Raw genomic sequence first — 16,503 nt, 5'->3', positions numbered from 1 at the left:
TTCTTTTTGCCTGGCGCCTCAGCTGGGCAGCAGCCGGCAGGTGAGGCTCTTGATGTAGCGGGTCTCCGGGATCGCCGGGTGTACCGGGTGATCCGGGCCCTGGGCACCGCGTTCGAGGATCTGCAGGTTGCGGTCCAGATGGCGGGCGCTGCCGAGCAGGATGTTCTGCAGGTCGTCTTCGGGCAGGTGCATGGAACAGGAGGCACTGACCAGGATGCCGTCCTTGTTCAGCAGGCGCATGGCCTGTTCGTTGAGGCGGCGATAGGCGGCCTCGCCGTTCTTCAGGTCCTTGCGCTTCTTGATGAAGGCCGGCGGGTCGGCCACGATGACGTCGAATTTCTCTTCGCCGGCCTTGAGTTCCTTGAGCGCCTCGAAGACATCGCCTTCGACGCAGACCAGCCTTTCCGCCAGGCCGTTGAGGGTGGCATTGCGCTCCACGCCGTCGAGGGCGAAGCCCGAGGCATCCACGCACATGACCTCGCTGGCGCCAAAGGCCGCGGCCTGCACGCCCCAGCCGCCGATGTAGCTGAACAGGTCGAGCACCCGCTTGCCTTCGACATAGGGCGCCAGGCGCGCCCGATTCAGACGGTGGTCATAGAACCAGCCGGTCTTCTGGCCTTCGCGCACCGGCGCCTCGAAGCGCACGCCGTTCTCTTCCAGCGCCACCCAGTCGGGGACCTCGCCATAGGCCACTTCCACGTAGCTGGAAAGGCCCTCGGCCGCGCGGGCGCTGCCGTCGTTCTTCCACAGCACGCCGTGGGGCTTGAACACCTGCAGCAGGGCGGCCAGGATGGCGTCGCGCTGGCGCTCCATGGTCGCCGAGGCGATCTGCACCACCAGGATGTCGTTGAAGCGATCCACCACCAGACCCGGCAGGAAATCGGAATCGCCATAGACCAGGCGATAGCAGTGGCTGCCGAACAGCCGCTCGCGCAGGCTCAGGGCGACCTTGAAGCGGTGCACCAGCAGCGACTTGTCCAGCAGGTAGCCGGTGTCGCGGGAGAACAGGCGGGCGCAGATCAGGTTGTTGGGCGACAGCGCCACCAGGCCCAGCGGCTTGCCGCTGGTGGTTTCCAGGATGGCCTGATCGCCCGGCTCGAAGGCGGTCAGCGGGGTGGCGACGACGTCCACCTCGTTGCTGTACACCCAGAGGTGCCCGGCGCGCAGACGGCGGTCGGCATTGGCTTTGAGGCGCAGGCGAGGCAGGGTCATGAAGGTCTCCGGCGAAGGGGGCAAAAGCGCGGAATTATAGCGCAAAGCCACCCGCCCGGGCCGGCCGTCAGTCCCGCTGGCTGACCTCGATGTCGCTCAGTCCGGCTTCCTGGGCGCGCCGGGCGATGCTCGGCTGGGCATGGCGTTCCCAGGGCGCATCCACCACCACCTGGGGTTCCTCGACGTGCTTGATCAGCAACTGCAGCACGGCTTCCTCTTCGGTGACCGGCTCGAAGCTCTCCAGGTCGTGGGTGAGGGGCTCGCCGTTGAAGCGGTAACTGATCTGGTAGTGGTGCAGGGTATGCATGGACTCGATCTCGGCAGCGGGGAGATAGAAAGATGGACCCCACAAGCCCTCGGCGGTTGCGTCAGCCGCCGAGGGTATCGAGGATCGGACACTCGGGGCTGGCGTCGCCATGGCAGCAGGAGACCAGCTCGCCGAGGGTGCTGCGCAGGCGGGTCAGTTCGGCGATCTTCAGATCCAGCTCGGCGATGTGCCGCTTGGCCAGCGCCTTGACGTCGGCACTGGCGCGTTGCCGGTCCTGCCAGAGGCTGAGCAACTGGCGGATCTCTTCCAGACTGAAGCCCAGCTCCCGCGAACGGCGGACGAAGGCCAGCACCCGCAGGTCTTCGGCGCCGTACTGGCGATAGCCGCTGTCGGTCCGTCCGGCGGGGGCCAGCAGGCCGATCCGCTCGTAGTAGCGCAGCATCTTGGCGGTGAGCCCGCTGGCCTTGGCGGCCTGACCGATGTTCATGAGGGGAGGTCTCCGGACGGGCGCCAGCGGCCGAGCAGCAGGGCATTGGCCAGGACACTGACGCTGGAAAAGGCCATGGCGGCGCCGGCATAGACCGGGTCGAGCAGACCCAGGGCGGCCAGCGGCAGGCCGATGACATTGTAGATGAAGGCCCAGAACAGATTCTGGCGGATCTTGCGCTGGGTGCGGCGGGCGATGTCCAGCGCCGCCACCACCTGGCGCGGATCCTCCTGCAAGAGGGTGATGCCGGCCGCGTGGCGCGCGGCAGCGGTGCCCGAGCCCATGGCGATGCCCAGTTCGGCGGCGGCCAGCGCCGGGGCATCGTTGAGGCCGTCGCCGACCATGGCCACGCCGCCCCGGGTCGCCTGCAGCCGGGCCACCAGGGCCGCCTTGTCGGCGGGCAGCACCTCGGCCTCCCACTGGGTGATACCCAGGGCCGCGGCCACCTGGCGGGCGCTGCCACGGTTGTCACCGGTCAGCAGCCAGCTGTCGATGCCGTCGCGGCGCAGCTGGGCGATGGCCGCGGCAGCACCCGGGCGCAGCGCATCGCCAAAGGCCAGCAGCCCCAGCACTCGCGGCTGGCCGCCGCCTTCCAGCAGCCAGGACAGGGTCAGCCCCTGGTCTTCCCAGGCGCGAGCGGCCTCGACCAGGGGGCCGGCGTCCAGCTGTCGTTCGGCCAGGAGCCGCGCATTGCCCAGCAACAAGGCGCGACCCTGCCAGCTGCCCTGGAGGCCACGACCGGGCAGGGCGCGGACGTCTTGGGCGGGTGGGGTGTCCAGGCCGCGCTCACGACAGGCCAGCAGCACCGCCGCGGCCAGGGGATGCTCGCTGCCGCGTTGCAGGCTACCGGCCAGACTCAGCAAGTCGGCTTCCTCGATGCCGGGAGCCGTGGCCAGCTGGCAGAGGCGCAACTGGCCGGCGGTCAGGGTGCCGGTCTTGTCGAAGACCACGGTGGTGATGCCCTGGGCACGCTCCAGGGTCTCGGCGTCCTTGATCAGAATGCCGTGACGCGCCGCCACCCCGGTACCGGCCATGAGGGCGGCGGGGGTGGCCAGTCCCAGGGCACAGGGGCAGGCGATGACCAGCACCGCTACGGCCGCGAGCAGACTGGACTCCAGGGCGTGGCCGCTCAGCAGCCAGCCGAGCAGGGTGACCAGGGCCAGGCTCACCACCACCGGCACGAACACCCGGCTGATCCGATCCACCAGCTGCTGGATGGGCGCCTTGGTGGCCTGGGCGTCTTCCACCAGGCGGATGATGCCGGCCAGCACCGTCTCGCCACCCAGGGCGGTGACCTCGATCTGCAGATTGCCCTCGCCGTTGATGGCGCCCCCCACCACCTCGTCACCGGGGCCCTTGGCGACCGGACGGCTTTCGCCGGTGAGCAGGGCTTCGTCCACCTGGCTTTCGCCCTGCAGGATGCGGCCGTCGGCGGGGATGCGCTCGCCCGGGCGCAGCTGCAGGCGGTCGCCCAGGCGCAGTCGATTCAGGGCGACCTCTTCTTCCTGGCCGGCCGCATCCAGGCGCCGGGCGCTTTCCGGGCGCAGGGCTTCCAGGGCGCGCAGGGCCGCGCCGGTGCGGCGCTTGGCACGGGTCTCCAGGTATTTGCCCAGGCGCACCAGGGCGATGACCATGGCCGCCGTCTCGAAATAGAGATGGGGGCTGTCCTTGACCAGCCAGAGATAGAGGCTCAGGCCATAGGCGGCGCTGGTGCCCAGGGCGACCAGCACATCCATGTTGCCGCTGCGGGCGCGCAGGGCATGCCAGGCACCGCGATAGAAGCGCGCGCCGACGATGAACTGCACCGGCGTCGCCAGCAGGAATTGCAGCCAGGCGGGCGGCATCAGGTGCCAGCCGAAGGGCGCCAGCAGCATGGGCAGGATCAGCGGTGCGGTCAGCAGCAGCGCCAGGGTCAATTCGAGATGCTCCCAGGGCACCCCCTGCCGCGCCGGGGCTGAACGCTCGTCTTCGGCGCGGCGATCCTGGGCGCCGTAGCCGGCGGCCACCACTGCGGCGATCAGCGCCTGCGTCTCGACCGCGGCCAGGGTCCTGATCCGGGCTCTTTCGCTGGCCAGGTTGACCTCGGCGGCCAATACTCCGGGCACCGCACGCAGGGCCTTTTCGATCCGCCCGGCGCAGTTGGCGCAGCTCATGCCGGACAGCGCCAGGTCATGCTCGGCCTCGGCCACCCGGTAGCCGGCGGCGGTGACGGCTTCGGCCAGCGCCGGCGCCGCGTCGCCCGGTGCGCTGACGCGGGCCTTTTCGCTGGCCAGGTTGACGCCGGCCGCGCTGACCGCCGGGACCTTCTGCAGGGCGCGCTCGACCCGACCGGCGCAGGCCGCGCAGGTCATGCCGCTGATGGAGAGTTCGAATTCGTGCATGGGCACCTCCTGATAACAGTGTTGACCTTGACCTCGGGTCAAGGTCAACACTGGAACCCGGTCCTGGCGCTGGCGTCAGGAGAAAGAGGTCAAGACAGACAGGAGCAGACCATGCATGTCATCAAGGTGATCGGAATGAGTTGCGCCCACTGCGTGAGCGCCATCGAGGCCGCGGTCCTCAAGGTGGACAATCGCGCCCGGGTGGAGGTGGATTTGCAGGCGGGCGAGGTGCGCATCGACAGCGCCGAGGTGGCTGCGCCCTTTCGCGCGGCCATCGAGCAGGCGGGCTATACCGTCGGCGACTGAACCCAGTCGCGCACGATGGCGCGGAAGAAGGTGGTGAACACCTGATCGGCGGCCAGCAGCGGGGCGAAGGTCTGTTCGTCGCGCAGCAGGTCCGAGAGGGTGCCGAGAAACAGGCTGTGCAGCATCCGGCTGGCCAACTGCGGCGTCACGCCCGGCTGCAGGCGATGCGCCTGGGCGGTGAAGAGGGCGTCGGTGATGCGGATGAACTGCCGCAGGAACTGCAGATCGCGCTCCTCGGCCTCGCGCAGCTCCTCGGTGAATTCGCAGCGGTGCAGCATGATGGTCATCACCCGCTGCTCCCGGCCGGGCTGGGTGAATTTCGTCATGCCTTCGATGCACAGCTTGAACAGCCGTTGCAGGCTGTCTTCCTCGCCGTCGACGCGCAGGCGCTCGGTCAGTTCGTCGGCCGGGATCCTTATCTGGCTAAGCATTTCGTGGAACAGGTGGGCCTTGTTCTGGAAATGCCAGTACACTGCCCCCCGGGTGACGCCGCATTCGCGGGCGATCATTTCCAAGCTGGTACGCGCCACGCCATTGGTCAGGAACAGGGCTTCCGCCGCATCGAGAATGGCTTGGCGGGTCTGTTCGGCTTCTTCTTTCGTACGACGCATGGGCGATCTGACTGGCAGTGGGTCTGCCACGCAGTCTAGCGCGCCTCGCCGCTTTTACAAACATGATTGTATGTAACTGCGTGACACTTCCGCTTCCATCGGATCAGGCTTCATGACCTTTCGCTTATTGTTGATTCTCGGGGCCCTCTCGGCCTTCGCCCCCTTCGCCATCGACATGTACCTGCCCAGCTTCCCGTCGCTGGCCCGGTCGTTCGCCACCGATATCGAACACGTGCAGCTGAGTCTGGCGGTGTATTTCGCCGGTCTCGCCAGCGGCCAGCTGTTCTATGGCCCCCTGGCGGACCGCTTCGGCCGCCGCCTGCCGCTGCTGATCGGCATCGGCCTGTTCTGCCTGGCGTCGCTGGGCTGCGCCCTGGCGCCCAGCCTGCCCTGGCTGATCGCCGCGCGTTTCGTCCAGGCCCTGGGCGGCTGCGCCGGCATGGTGATCGCGCGGGCCGTGGTACGGGATCTCTGCGAGCCGATGGCCGCGGCGCGGGCCTTTTCGCAGATCATGCTAGTGACCGGCATCGCGCCCATCATCGCGCCCTTCGCCGGCAGTCTGCTGCTCAGCACCTTTGGCTGGCAGGCGATCTTCGTCAGCCTGGCGCTGTTCGCCGCCGCCTGCGGTACCGCGGTGGCGCTGTGGCTGCCCGAATCCCTGCCGGCGCACCATCCGCGGCCGCCGCTGCGAGGTGCCCTGCGCAACTACCTGCGGCTGTTGCGCGATCGCACCTTCATCGGCCACACCCTGACCGGCGGCATCGCCATGGCCGGGATGTTCGCCTACATCTCCGGTTCGCCCTTCGTGCTGATCGAGCTCTATGGCGTCGCGCCCGAGCACTACGGCTGGGTATTCGGCCTCAACGCCGCCGGCTTCATCCTGCTCGGGCAGCTCAATGCCCGCCTGGTGGTCCGCCAGGGACCGGCCTTCTGGCTGCGCCGCGCGGTGGTCGCCTATGCCGCGGCGGGGCTGATCCTGTTGCTGGTCGGGGCTTTCCAGCCCAAGGCGCTGCCGGTGCTGATGATCCCGCTGTTCTGCGCCATCGCCCTGCTCGGCGGCATCGTGCCCAATGCCTCGGCCTGCGCCCTGGCCGGGCAGGGCGCCAATGCCGGCAGTGCCTCGGCGCTGATGGGCAGTCTGCAATTCATCCTCGCAGCGCTGGCCTCCAGCAGCGTGGGCGCCCTGCACAATGGCACCGTGGTGCCCATGTGTGCGGTATTGGCGCTCTGCGCGGTGGCGACCGCGCTCATGGCGCGCTGGACGCACAGCCGCACGCCAGCCTGAAGCGGAGTGGATTTTTCCCGGTCGGGCGGGTCAGATAGGCGAACCCTCACACTTCCAGGGACGCCGACATGACCTTCGCCTACTGGTGCATCTTCCTCGTCTACCTCGTGCCCTATGGCGCGGCCTACTATGCCAAGTTCAAGGGCAGCGGCTTCACGCCCGAGGACAACCGGGATCCGCGCAGCTTTCTCGGCAAGCTGGAAGGGGCCCGGGCCCGGGCCAACGCCGCCCAGCAGAACGCCTTCGAGATCAATCCGCTGTTCGCCGCCGCAGTGATCGTCGCCCACGTCACCGGTGGCGCCGAGCAGGGCACCATCAACTTCTGGGCTTTTCTCTTCCTGCTCAGCCGTATCGCCTACACCTGGCTATACATCCGCGATCATGCCACCCGCCGCTCGCTGGTCTGGGCCGGCGGCATGTTCTGCTGCCTCTGCCTGTTCATCGCCGCGGCCTGAGTGCACCGTCGCTGCCGGTCTTGACCGGCAGCGACGGCTGTAGCTTCATTAGCGCCCTATCTTTCTCGGCTGGCCGCCTGCATGACGTCTCCTTCGCCCGCCCAGCAGGTGCTGGCACACTTCGCTCAGCTCGCCCACGCCCGTGGCTACACCCTGGATGCCGCGCAACAGGCCGCCATCGACCGTTTCGCCCAGCTCGCCGACGAGCTGCTGCGTCCGCGGCTGTTCCGCCGACAGGCGCCACGCAGTCTCTATCTCTGGGGGCCGGTAGGCCGTGGCAAGAGCTTTCTGCTGGACGGCTTCTTTGCCGCCCTGCCATTCGCCGAGAAGCGCCGGGTGCACTTCCATGCCTTCTTTCGCGAACTGCACGAGCGGATGTTTCGCCAGCCGCCCGGCGGTGATGCCCTGGCCGCCAGCCTGGACGAACTGCTCGACGGTTGCCGACTGCTCTGCTTCGATGAATTCCATGTGCATGACATCGGCGACGCCATGCTCATCACCCGGCTGTTCAAGGCCTTGTTCAGCCGCGGCGTGGTGCTGATCACCACCTCCAACTATCCGCCCGAGGGGTTGCTGCCCAATCCCCTCTACCACGAGCGCTTCCTGCCGGCGATCCGGCTGATCGAGACGCGCATGGACATCCTCTCGGTGGCCGGTCCCCAGGACTATCGCGGCGCCAGTCCCGCCGAGCCCGATCCCTTCGGCGTCGGCGCCTATCTCTGGCCGGGCACCCCGGCGCAGCGCCAGGCGCTGGGGCTGCCGCCGCTGGCGCAGACTAGAATCGAGGTGCCTGTGGGGCATCGCAGCCTGCCCGCCGTCAGCGCCGCGGATGGCCTGCTGCACTTCAGCTTCGCCGATCTTTGCGAAGGCCCCACCGCGGTCCTCGACTACCTGACCCTGAGCGAAAGCTGGCAGCGCTGGCTGCTGGACGCCGTGCCGCCGCTGCGCGACGCCAGTCCCGCCGCCCGGCAGCGGTTCATAAATCTGGTGGATGTGCTCTACGACCGTCGCCTGGCGCTGTTCCTGGTCAGCGCCGCGCCCCTCGACGAAACCCTGGCCGACAGCGATATCGCCGACATGTCACGGACGCGCAGTCGCCTCTCTCAGCTGCGGCAGATCGGACCGGACTAGCGCTCGGCCTTCAGCTGCGCACCTTCCAGATGCCAGCGACGCTGCTCGGCCGAGGCGCCGTCGACGTCGTTGACCCGACGTAGTTGATAGTGGCCGCTGAAGGTCTGGCGGGTGCCGTCGACCAGGCGCGCCCTGACCGTCACCGGGATGCTGACATGGCTCGAACCGGCCGCCCCCTCGACCGGGCCCGGTTGGCCGAGGGTCACCTGCACGCTGCGGGTCCTGGCATAGCCCTGGCGGAATTTCTCGTAGCTGTTGCCAGGCTGGCCGTCCAGGCCCCACTGCTGCCAGGCGGTGCCGTAGTCCCGCGCATCCAGTGCCCGGTAGTAGCGCTGGACCACGGCGGCCGCCGCCTCGGCGCTGCTGGGCAGCGGACCGCAACCCGGCTCCTTGGCCGCTTCGCCATCGCCGTACAGGGCGCAGCTGCGAGCGATCTCGTCCTGCATCAGGGCGCAGCTGTTGGCGGCGTTGCACGGCGGATGGGTGGCGGGGGAGAGCGCCCGGCAGCGGGTAGCCAGGGCCTGGGCCGGCTGCCGCCCGATTTCCTGGGCGCAACTGCGCGGTGAAGGCTCCGTGGCGGCCAGGGCGCCAGAGACAAGGGGCAGCAGCAAGACAGGGCAGAGCAGCCAGCGGGGGGGCATCGACGCGATCCTCGGGCAAAGCCCCAGCCTAGCAGGCCGGGTCTCTGTTGGAGAAAAAGCCCGCGACGGTCATCCGTCGTCTGGCCACCTGGCTGACGTAAAAACGTCATGCAGGCGGCGCAGGGTGGGTGGATCCCGTGTCGGAGTTCGCCCCATGCCTTCGTCCAGTCCAGCCGCTTCCCTGTCGCCGCTGTCCCATCCCCTGCACAGTTCGCGCAAACCCGGTCCGCTGCGGATCGTACTGTTCATCGTGCTGCTGCTGACCGGTCTGGCGGTGACCCTCGGCGGTATCCACAACGACGTCAGCGATACTCAGTCCCCGCCCACCACCTGGCTGCCCTTCGCTGGCCTCGCGCTGGCGCTGGTGATCGCCCTCGGCTTCGAATTCGTCAACGGCTTCCACGACACCGCCAACGCCGTGGCCACCGTCATCTACACCCACTCGCTGCCGCCCAATGCGGCGGTGCTCTGGTCCGGCTTCTGCAACTTCCTCGGGGTGCTGTTCTCCAGCGGCGCGGTGGCCTTCAGCGTCATCGCCCTGTTGCCGGTGGACCTGGTGGTGGAGATGGGCGCGGGCAAGGGCTTCGCCATGATCTTCGCCCTGCTGATCGCCGCCATTATCTGGAATCTCGGCACCTGGTGGCTGGGCTTGCCGGCGTCCTCGTCCCATACCCTGATCGGCTCCATCATCGGTGTCGGCCTGATGCACGCCTGGCTGGGCGGCCTGGACGGCAGCAGCGGGGTGGACTGGGGCCAGGTGGCCAAGGTCGGCTATGCGCTGCTGTTCTCGCCACTGATCGGCTTCGTCTGCGCGGCGCTGTTGCTGGTGCTGCTCAAGCGGATCGTGCGCGACCAGACGCTCTACCAGGAGCCGAAAAGCGCCGAGCCGCCGCCGCCGTGGATCCGCGGCCTGCTGATCCTGACCTGCACCGGGGTGTCCTTCGCCCATGGCTCCAACGACGGCCAGAAGGGCATGGGGCTGATCATGCTGATCCTGGTCGGTGCCCTGCCGACCGCCTATGCGCTCAATCGAGCGGTACCCGCCACCGCGACGCCGGCCTTCGCCGCCGTGGCCGAGGTCACCGCCAGCGGGCTGCGCCAGGCGGCGCCCCAGGCCGCGCCGGCCGATCCCCATGGGGTGCTGCTGGAATTCGTGCGCAAGCGGCAGAGCAATCCCGAGGTGCTGCCTGCGCTCGCGGCCATCACCGATGACATCGCCCGCGAGGTGCGCCAGTACGGTGCCCTCAACAACGTCCCGGCGCAAAGCATGCCCAACGTGCGCAACGCCATGTACCTGGCTTCGGAATCCATCCGCCTGCTGGAAAAGGAGCACCTGCCGGGCCTGGCGCCAAAGACGCAGGAGGACCTCAGGGAATTCAAGCGGCAGATCGACCAGGCCACCCGTTTCATCCCGCTGTGGGTCAAGGTGGCGGTGGCCATCGCCCTGGGCCTGGGCACCCTGGTCGGTTGGCGGCGCATCGTCATCACGGTCGGCGAGCGTATCGGCAAGACCCACCTGACCTATGCCCAGGGCGCCTCGGCGGAGCTGGTGGCCATGGGCACCATCGGCGCGGCGGACGCTTTCGGCCTGCCGGTTTCCACCACCCATGTGCTCTCGTCCGGGGTGGCCGGGACCATGGCCGCCAACGGTTCCGGACTGCAGTGGGCGACGGTGCGCAATCTGCTGCTGGCCTGGGTGCTCACCCTGCCGGTGGCCATGGCGCTGTCCGCTTCACTGTACTGGCTGCTGGTGCAGCTGTTCTAAGAGCCTGATCAAAATCTGCTGCGCGTCGGCCAAACTGCGTTGAAAATAGCTTCGGAATGCTCATTTACCGCTCGTAAACCCGAGCGCGGGTCCGATCCGCTTCCTCAGCTATTTTCGCGGGGCCGCCCAGGCCTTGTTTGTCTCTAGCTCGCGAGACTTTAATCAGGCTCTGACACGGCTTCGGTCAGGCAGCGGCGAAACAGTGCCACGGCTGGCAGGTCACGCCCCGCATGGCGGGCGATGACCTGCAATTCACGATGGAAGGTAAGGGCGCCCAGGGACAGCCGGCGCACCCGCGGATGCTCCAGCCAGAGGCCGGCGCAGGGCACCAGGGCCACGCCCAGGCCGTGCTCGACCATCTTGACGATGGCATCGAGTTCGTCGAGTTCGAGCACCTGGCGCACTGCCAGGCGCTGCTCACGCAGAAAGGCGCTGACCCGCCGCCCGCCAAAGGAGTGGCGGTCGTAGCGGATGAAGGGCTGGGTTTCCAGCAGCAGGCGCGGATCGTCGCCGGGCAGGTCCGGCGGGGCGATGAGCACGAAGGGTTCCTGCAGCAGGGTGGTGGCGTGCAGTTCCTTGGGCAGTTCGAAGGGTGGGCGGATGAGGATGGCCAGATCCAGTTCGCCGGCATCCACCTGGCTGAGCAGGGCCAGCGAGACGCCGGGCACCAGCCGCGGCTCCAGGCGCGGCGCCTGCTGGCGCAGCCGCACCAGGGTGCCGGGCAGCAGGCCGGTCTGGACGCTGGCGATGGCGCCGATGCGCAACTCGCCCTGGATCTCCTCGCCGGCGCCGGCCATGCGCGCATAGGTGGCGAGCATTTCCTCGGCCAGCGGCAGGGCGCGACGCCCGGCGGCATTGAGCAGGGCGCTGCGGCCATTGCGGTCGAACAGCTTCACGCCCAGGTGCTGCTCCAGGTTGCGGATCTGGGCGCTCACCGCCGAGGGCGTCAGGCCCACGTGCAGGCCGGCCGCGGCAAAGCTGCCATGGCGGGCCACGGCGAGCAGGGTCTTGAATTCGCGAAGCATGGGAGTGGCCTGCAGTCCGGGGCGGTCACTGTAGCGAGCCTGGCTGCCGAGCAACAAAATTTTTGTCGCTCGGAGGCAGGAAAATGCGCTTCATGCACAGGAAAACCTGGGGTGAGAATGGCTGCATCCCCCTCAACAGGATTTCCCACCATGGCCCTGTCGCCCTTTCACCTCGCCATTCCCGTCTACGACCTGGCCGCCGCCCGGCATTTCTACGGCGACGTCTTCGGCCTCGCCGAGGGTCGCTCCAGCGACCACTGGGTCGACTTCGACTTCTATGGCCACCAGCTGGTGATCCACGAGCACCCCAAGACCGCGTCCCAGGAAGAGGCCCATACCAACGCCGTGGACGGTCACAACGTGCCGGTGCCGCACTTCGGCATCGTGCTGGGCTGGGACGAATGGGAAGCCCTGGCCGACCGTCTGCGGGCACGTGAGACGCAGTTCGTCATCGAGCCCTATATCCGCTTCCAGGGCCAGGTCGGCGAGCAGGCCACCATGTTTCTCTTCGACCCCTGCGGCAATGCCCTGGAGTTCAAGGCCTTCAAGGACATGAGCCAGCTGTTCGCCAAATAGGGCGACTCGGCAGGTCGGATGTCGCGCAACCTAGGCAAAAGACGCGGCAGCGGCCATCCTTGAAGCCTTGCCCGTCGCCCGGTTGCCGTCATGAATGCCCGCCAGCCCTTTCTCGATCCCTATCACCAGACCATTCGCCAGCTGTCCGACCGCATCGTCGCGGCCCAGGCGCCGATCCGCATCCTCGATGCGGTGAAGTGGGACGACGGGGTGCGCCAGGGCTTCCTGGAGGGCAAGGGCAAGCGCCTGCCGGCGGTGGATCGCGCCTTCTACGAGGGGCGGCCGCTGGGCTTCGACGGCGATGCGCTCAAGGGCGAATTCCAGAGCATCGAGCGCGAGGTCACCCGCCAGCTCGGCCAGTTCAATCCGGTCGGCCAGATCATGAGGCGCATGTGCCGCGAATACCGCATGGTGATCCGCATGCTGCAGGCGCGCGGCACCCCGGACTTCGGCCTGATCTCCCAGGAACTCTATGGCGCGGCCTCGGATGCCTTCCACGCCGGCGATCCGACCCTGGCCGATCTGGGCATGATGATGTCCAGCTACCTCGACAACATCGCCCATCGCGGCGCCCTGGAAGACGAGCCCAAGACCCTGACCGCCAAGGACGCCGTGCCCATCCTGCAGGCGCGGCTCAACCGGGTGTTCGGCGAGACGGAAGGCACCATCCGGGTGTTCGAGTCCGACGGCATCGTCGCCGATGCCGCGGCCGGCGCCGACTACATCAAGGTGCGCGCCGACGCCCTGTTCAACGAGCGCGACGTCCGCGCCCTGGAGGTCCATGAAGGCCTGGTACACGTCGGCACCACCCTCAATGGCCAGAACCAGCCGATCTGCACCTTTCTGGCCAAGGGCCCGCCGTCGTCCACCGTGACCCAGGAAGGCCTGGCGATCCTCATGGAGGTGATCGCCTTCGCCTCCTATCCGACCCGGCTGCGCAAGCTGACCAATCGCACCCGCGCCATCCACCTGGCCGAGGACGGCGCCGATTTCCTCGAGGTCTTCCGCTTCTTCCAGGAGCAGGGCTACGACCTGGAATCGGGCTACCAGAACGCCAGCCGGGTGTTTCGCGGCTCGACGCCGACGGGGCTGCCCTTCACCAAGGACCTGTCCTATCTGAAGGGCTTCATCCTGATCTACAACTACATCCAGCTGGCGGTGCGCAAGGGCAAGCTGGAGCAGATCCCGCTGCTGTTCTGCGGCAAGACCACCCTGGAAGACATGCGCATCCTGCGTCAGCTGGTGGACGAAGGCGTGGTGGTACCGCCCAAGTACCTGCCGGCGCAATTCCAGGACCTCAACGCCCTGGCGGCCTGGATGTGCTTCTCCAACTTCCTCAACCACCTGAGTCTGGATCGGATCGAGGCGGATTACGCCAACATCCTCTGAGGCCTGCCCAGGCGCTGACATGAAAAAGCCCCGGCGGACCGAGGCTTTTTCGTTGCAAGGCGTCGCGGGTATCACTCGCCCTTGAAGGCGGCCGCGATGCTGCGTTCGCCGTCACCCGCGCGCGGGTCGGTCGAACGCTCCGGCACGAAGGCCAGGGCGCGATTGAGGGCGCCGCAGGCTTCCAGGCCGCTGGCGCGGGCGATGGCTTCGGCCACGGCGCTGCCGGGGATGGTCTCGTCGCGCAGCAGCTGGTCGGTGATGTCGTCCAGCGCCGGCTTGAGCTCGGTGATCAGCGCCAGGCAGCGATGATCCAGGCTGTGCAGCAGCTGATCGGCGGCGGCGATGCTGGGCGCGGCGTCGAATTCGATACCGGCATCGCGCAGGGCCTGCAGGCTGAGCAGCGAGCCGCTCGGACCCATGCCCAGGGAGGCGACCATGGACAGCGCCAGCTTGGAGGCTTCCTGCAGATCCTGGGCGGCACCCGAGGAGACCTCGTTGAAATACAGCTGCTCGGCGCAACGACCGGCCAGCAGCATCTGGATGCGGCCTTCGAGTTCCGACTTCAGATGCAGGCGCTTGTCTTCGGTGGGGGTGATCAGGGTCACGCCCAGGGCTTGGCCACGCGGCAGCAGGGTGACCTTTTCCACCCGACCGACATTGAGCACCGCGGCGACCAGGGCATGACCGGCTTCGTGCACGGCGATGCGGGTGCGCTCGGCCGAACCCAGCGGGGTGACGCCGACGGGTTGCTCGCCGATGCGGCAGGTCTCGATGGCCTCGACGAAGTGGGCCATGGTCACGGCGCTGGCGTTCTCGCGAGCGGCCAGCAGGGCGGCGTGGTTGCTGATGTAGGCGATGGCCGCCGGGGTCAGGCCCACGGTGCCGCGGGAGAGGGCGGCCAGATCCAGTTCGCCCTGGCAGGGCAGCTTGCCGGCATAGAGTTCGAACAGCGCGCGGCGGTCTTCCAGACTCGGCAGCGGCACGGCGATGGTGCGGTCGAAGCGACCTTCACGGCGCAGCGCCGGATCCAGGGAATCGGCGAAGTTGGTGGCACCCAGCACCAGCACGCCGCTGGTGCCGTCGAAGCCGTCCAGCTCGGTGAGGAACTGGTTGATGATGCGGTTGGCCTCGGCATCGCTGGAGCGCGACTGCTCGGCGCGGCGGCCGATACCGTCGATCTCGTCGATGAAGATGATGCAGGGCGCCTTCTTGCGCGCGGTGCGGAACAGCGACTTGACCTTCTGGATGCCGACCCCGAAGAACATCGAGGAAAAGTCGCTGCCGGTCACCTGGATGAAGTGGGCGTTGCACTCGGTGGCCAGGGCCTTGGCCAGCTGGGTCTTGCCGGTGCCGGGTTCGCCGGTCAGCAGCACACCCTTGGGCGGACGGGCACCCAGGGCAGCGAAGGCCTTGGGATTGCGCAGGCAGGTGGTGACGTCTTCCAGCGCCCGCTTGGCTTCGGCGGCGCCGACCACGTCCTTGAAGGAGATGCCGGTGCCCTTGCGGTGCAGCTTGAAGGGGCTGGCGAAACGCAGCGCCAGGGGCACGGCGAGCAGCAGCAGGAGCAGATAGCCCGGCAGGTTGATCAGCAGGGCGTCCAGCCAGGGATGGCGCTGCCCGGATTCGCTCCAGGTGGCGACCGGGAACAGCGGCTCGGCCTGGGTGGCGTAGTCGGCCAGCAGGCGATCGGCGATGCGGCCGCCGTTGTCGGCCACGGCGTAGTGTTCGCCGCGGGTGGTGTCTATGTAGAGGGTGTGATCCCCGATCACGGCGCCGCTGATGGCCTGGGCGCGCAGATCGGCCAGCAGCACGGAGAGGTCACGTGGCTGCCCGGTCCAGTGTTCGGGCGCCTGCTGCACGCTGGCGAGCATGGCGGTGGCGGTCGGGGCCGGCGTGGCGGGCTTGAGCCACAGCCAGCTGGCCAGGCCGAGGACGGTGACGAGGGCCAGAGCGCCGGCGACGAGCAGGCGCGGATACTTGGAAACGACGGACTTCTTCATTCACATACCGTTAGGGTCGGAGCGACATCGGACGCGGACTCCCGGATTATCGGCCTGTGGCGAAAAGGGTGAACCTCAGTTCCCCGGAAAACGATGAGTGGACTCACCATCCGTCGAGTAGCGTCACACTTCCGGCCTTTTTCGCGGTCCGCAAGACCCTGTTGTTTTGCCGCAGATGTCAGGAGTCAACGCATCCATGCCCGATCCCATCGATTGTCGAAGCGGTCTTGCCGCCTTGCCGGCGGTGTTGCTCGACCGCCTGCGCCAGGCCGACGAGGTGCTGGTCCTGACCGGTGCCGGCGTGTCGGCGGAAAGCGGCATCGCCACCTTTCGCGAAGCCCTGACCGGGCTCTGGGCGCGCTTCGACCCGGCGCAACTGGCCACCGCCGAGGCCTTTATCGAGGATCCGGTACGGGTCTGGAGCTGGTACGAGGGACGCCGCGCCCAGGTGCTGGCGGCCCAGCCCAACCCGGCCCACCGCGCCCTGGCGCAGTGGGGCGACAGGCACGGCCGCCTCCACCTGGTTACCCAAAATGTCGACGAGCTGCACGAGCGCGCGGGCAGTCGCGCGGTGATCCATCTGCACGGCAGCCTGCACGCGCCGCGCTGCTTCGAGTGCGCGCGCTCGCTGACGGCGCCGGCGTTGCCGGAAGCGGCGGAGCAACTCGTGGCGCCGCCGCGCTGTCCCGCCTGCGGCGGCCTGGCCCGGCCGGGCGTGGTCTGGTTCGGCGAGTCGCTACCGGAAGAGGCCCTGGCCAAGGCCTGGGCCCTGGCCGAGCGCTGCGACCTCTGCCTGGTGGTCGGCACCTCCGGCCTGGTGCAGCCGGCGGCCAGTCTGCCGGGGGTGGCGCGCCAGCAGGGCGCCACGGTGGTCCGCATCGATCCGCAGCCGGCGGCGGAATTCAGCCATGACTGGCAACTGCTGGGCGCGGCCGGGGTGATCCTGCCGGCGCTGCTGGAGCGCCTCTAGA

At 68.2% G+C, this 16,503-nt stretch carries 16 protein-coding genes; 8 read left to right on the top strand and 8 right to left on the bottom strand.

Going from position 1 to position 16,503, the window contains the following annotated elements; genetic code table 11:
* Nucleotides 1-18 precede the first annotated feature (18 nt).
* The 4 genes from PSEK12I1_RS0109230 to PSEK12I1_RS0109215 all read right to left on the bottom strand — a co-directional run bounded on the left by PSEK12I1_RS0109230 (nucleotide 19) and on the right by PSEK12I1_RS0109215 (nucleotide 4,348).
* A complete protein-coding gene (locus tag PSEK12I1_RS0109230) occupies nucleotides 19-1,212 on the bottom strand; it encodes a class I SAM-dependent rRNA methyltransferase (protein WP_007162596.1) in 1,194 nt (397 codons plus the stop codon).
* A gap of 67 nt (nucleotides 1,213-1,279) precedes the next feature.
* Nucleotides 1,280-1,519, bottom strand: a complete 240-nt coding sequence (locus tag PSEK12I1_RS0109225; protein WP_027601346.1) for a hypothetical protein — start codon at nucleotides 1,517-1,519, stop codon at nucleotides 1,280-1,282.
* Nucleotides 1,520-1,580: 61 nt separating this feature from the next.
* Complete coding sequence (cueR, locus tag PSEK12I1_RS0109220; protein WP_007162594.1) at nucleotides 1,581-1,967, bottom strand: Cu(I)-responsive transcriptional regulator; 387 nt, start codon at nucleotides 1,965-1,967, stop codon at nucleotides 1,581-1,583.
* Nucleotides 1,964-4,348 carry a heavy metal translocating P-type ATPase gene (locus tag PSEK12I1_RS0109215; protein WP_027601345.1) on the bottom strand — a complete coding sequence of 795 codons (2,385 nt, stop codon included), beginning with the start codon at nucleotides 4,346-4,348 and terminating at the stop codon, nucleotides 1,964-1,966. The genes cueR and PSEK12I1_RS0109215 overlap by 4 nt, the downstream gene beginning before the upstream one ends.
* A gap of 111 nt (nucleotides 4,349-4,459) precedes the next feature.
* On the opposite strand from PSEK12I1_RS0109215, the gene PSEK12I1_RS0109210 reads away from it, so the two are divergent.
* Complete coding sequence (locus tag PSEK12I1_RS0109210) at nucleotides 4,460-4,654, top strand: cation transporter (RefSeq protein ID WP_027599074.1); 195 nt, start codon at nucleotides 4,460-4,462, stop codon at nucleotides 4,652-4,654.
* On the opposite strand, the gene PSEK12I1_RS0109205 is transcribed toward PSEK12I1_RS0109210, so the two are convergent.
* Nucleotides 4,636-5,265, bottom strand: a complete 630-nt coding sequence (locus PSEK12I1_RS0109205) for a TetR family transcriptional regulator (RefSeq protein WP_027599073.1) — start codon at nucleotides 5,263-5,265, stop codon at nucleotides 4,636-4,638. The genes PSEK12I1_RS0109210 and PSEK12I1_RS0109205 overlap by 19 nt on opposite strands.
* 112 nt (nucleotides 5,266-5,377) lie before the next feature.
* Between PSEK12I1_RS0109205 and PSEK12I1_RS0109200 the strand changes: the two genes are divergently transcribed.
* The 3 genes from PSEK12I1_RS0109200 to zapE all read left to right on the top strand — a co-directional run bounded on the left by PSEK12I1_RS0109200 (nucleotide 5,378) and on the right by zapE (nucleotide 8,136).
* Entirely contained in the window at nucleotides 5,378-6,550 is a 1,173-nt protein-coding gene (locus PSEK12I1_RS0109200; protein ID WP_027601344.1) for a multidrug effflux MFS transporter, read from the top strand.
* 68 nt (nucleotides 6,551-6,618) lie between these two features.
* Nucleotides 6,619-7,005 carry an MAPEG family protein gene (locus PSEK12I1_RS0109195; RefSeq protein ID WP_007162589.1) on the top strand — a complete coding sequence of 129 codons (387 nt, stop codon included), beginning with the start codon at nucleotides 6,619-6,621 and terminating at the stop codon, nucleotides 7,003-7,005.
* Between the two features lie 81 nt (nucleotides 7,006-7,086).
* Nucleotides 7,087-8,136, top strand: coding sequence for a cell division protein ZapE (gene zapE / locus PSEK12I1_RS0109190; RefSeq protein WP_027601343.1), 1,050 nt, complete (start codon nucleotides 7,087-7,089; stop codon nucleotides 8,134-8,136).
* Here zapE and PSEK12I1_RS0109185 read toward each other — a convergent pair.
* Nucleotides 8,133-8,777 carry a hypothetical protein gene (locus PSEK12I1_RS0109185; RefSeq protein ID WP_027601342.1) on the bottom strand — a complete coding sequence of 215 codons (645 nt, stop codon included), beginning with the start codon at nucleotides 8,775-8,777 and terminating at the stop codon, nucleotides 8,133-8,135. The two genes, zapE and PSEK12I1_RS0109185, sit on opposite strands and share 4 nt — an antisense overlap.
* 154 nt (nucleotides 8,778-8,931) lie before the next feature.
* Between PSEK12I1_RS0109185 and PSEK12I1_RS0109180 the strand changes: the two genes are divergently transcribed.
* Nucleotides 8,932-10,542 carry an inorganic phosphate transporter gene (locus PSEK12I1_RS0109180; RefSeq protein ID WP_027599068.1) on the top strand — a complete coding sequence of 537 codons (1,611 nt, stop codon included), beginning with the start codon at nucleotides 8,932-8,934 and terminating at the stop codon, nucleotides 10,540-10,542.
* Between the two features lie 158 nt (nucleotides 10,543-10,700).
* Here PSEK12I1_RS0109180 and PSEK12I1_RS0109175 read toward each other — a convergent pair whose 3' ends face one another.
* Nucleotides 10,701-11,567, bottom strand: coding sequence for a LysR family transcriptional regulator (locus PSEK12I1_RS0109175; protein ID WP_027601341.1), 867 nt, complete (start codon nucleotides 11,565-11,567; stop codon nucleotides 10,701-10,703).
* A 150-nt stretch (nucleotides 11,568-11,717) separates the two neighbouring features.
* Between PSEK12I1_RS0109175 and PSEK12I1_RS0109170 the strand changes: the two genes are divergently transcribed.
* Entirely contained in the window at nucleotides 11,718-12,143 is a 426-nt protein-coding gene (locus PSEK12I1_RS0109170) for a VOC family protein (protein ID WP_027599066.1), read from the top strand.
* Nucleotides 12,144-12,233: 90 nt separating this feature from the next.
* The gene (locus tag PSEK12I1_RS0109165; RefSeq protein WP_007162583.1) at nucleotides 12,234-13,532 is read left to right on the top strand and encodes a flavohemoglobin expression-modulating QEGLA motif protein; all 1,299 of its coding nucleotides are present in this window, start codon (nucleotides 12,234-12,236) and stop codon (nucleotides 13,530-13,532) included.
* 71 nt (nucleotides 13,533-13,603) lie between these two features.
* Here the strand turns inward: PSEK12I1_RS0109165 and PSEK12I1_RS0109160 are convergent, their stop codons facing one another.
* Nucleotides 13,604-15,532: an AAA family ATPase gene (locus PSEK12I1_RS0109160; RefSeq protein ID WP_027599065.1), complete on the bottom strand. Its 1,929-nt coding sequence runs from the start codon at nucleotides 15,530-15,532 to the stop codon at nucleotides 13,604-13,606.
* 196 nt (nucleotides 15,533-15,728) lie between these two features.
* On the opposite strand from PSEK12I1_RS0109160, the gene PSEK12I1_RS0109155 reads away from it, so the two are divergent.
* Nucleotides 15,729-16,502, top strand: coding sequence for an NAD-dependent deacylase (locus tag PSEK12I1_RS0109155; RefSeq protein WP_051399198.1), 774 nt, complete (start codon nucleotides 15,729-15,731; stop codon nucleotides 16,500-16,502).
* Nucleotide 16,503 lies beyond the last annotated feature (1 nt).

This window comes from Pseudomonas sp. MOIL14HWK12:I1, from assembly GCF_000510705.1.
Taxonomy (GTDB): Bacteria; Pseudomonadota; Gammaproteobacteria; order Pseudomonadales; family Pseudomonadaceae; genus Chryseomonas; species Chryseomonas oryzihabitans.
Note: the sequence above shows the minus strand (reverse complement) of the source record. Positions and strands in the feature narration are given on the sequence as shown.

Coding starts and splice junctions, on each gene's coding strand:
- PSEK12I1_RS0109230 (WP_007162596.1), bottom strand. CDS start 1,212: ATGACCCTGCCTCGCCTGCGCCTCAAAGCCAATGCCGACCGCCGTCTG.
- PSEK12I1_RS0109225 (WP_027601346.1), bottom strand. CDS start 1,519: ATGCATACCCTGCACCACTACCAGATCAGTTACCGCTTCAACGGCGAG.
- cueR (WP_007162594.1), bottom strand. CDS start 1,967: ATGAACATCGGTCAGGCCGCCAAGGCCAGCGGGCTCACCGCCAAGATG.
- PSEK12I1_RS0109215 (WP_027601345.1), bottom strand. CDS start 4,348: ATGCACGAATTCGAACTCTCCATCAGCGGCATGACCTGCGCGGCCTGC.
- PSEK12I1_RS0109210 (WP_027599074.1), top strand. CDS start 4,460: ATGCATGTCATCAAGGTGATCGGAATGAGTTGCGCCCACTGCGTGAGC.
- PSEK12I1_RS0109205 (WP_027599073.1), bottom strand. CDS start 5,265: ATGCGTCGTACGAAAGAAGAAGCCGAACAGACCCGCCAAGCCATTCTC.
- PSEK12I1_RS0109200 (WP_027601344.1), top strand. CDS start 5,378: ATGACCTTTCGCTTATTGTTGATTCTCGGGGCCCTCTCGGCCTTCGCC.
- PSEK12I1_RS0109195 (WP_007162589.1), top strand. CDS start 6,619: ATGACCTTCGCCTACTGGTGCATCTTCCTCGTCTACCTCGTGCCCTAT.
- zapE (WP_027601343.1), top strand. CDS start 7,087: ATGACGTCTCCTTCGCCCGCCCAGCAGGTGCTGGCACACTTCGCTCAG.
- PSEK12I1_RS0109185 (WP_027601342.1), bottom strand. CDS start 8,777: ATGCCCCCCCGCTGGCTGCTCTGCCCTGTCTTGCTGCTGCCCCTTGTC.
- PSEK12I1_RS0109180 (WP_027599068.1), top strand. CDS start 8,932: ATGCCTTCGTCCAGTCCAGCCGCTTCCCTGTCGCCGCTGTCCCATCCC.
- PSEK12I1_RS0109175 (WP_027601341.1), bottom strand. CDS start 11,567: ATGCTTCGCGAATTCAAGACCCTGCTCGCCGTGGCCCGCCATGGCAGC.
- PSEK12I1_RS0109170 (WP_027599066.1), top strand. CDS start 11,718: ATGGCCCTGTCGCCCTTTCACCTCGCCATTCCCGTCTACGACCTGGCC.
- PSEK12I1_RS0109165 (WP_007162583.1), top strand. CDS start 12,234: ATGAATGCCCGCCAGCCCTTTCTCGATCCCTATCACCAGACCATTCGC.
- PSEK12I1_RS0109160 (WP_027599065.1), bottom strand. CDS start 15,532: ATGAAGAAGTCCGTCGTTTCCAAGTATCCGCGCCTGCTCGTCGCCGGC.
- PSEK12I1_RS0109155 (WP_051399198.1), top strand. CDS start 15,729: ATGCCCGATCCCATCGATTGTCGAAGCGGTCTTGCCGCCTTGCCGGCG.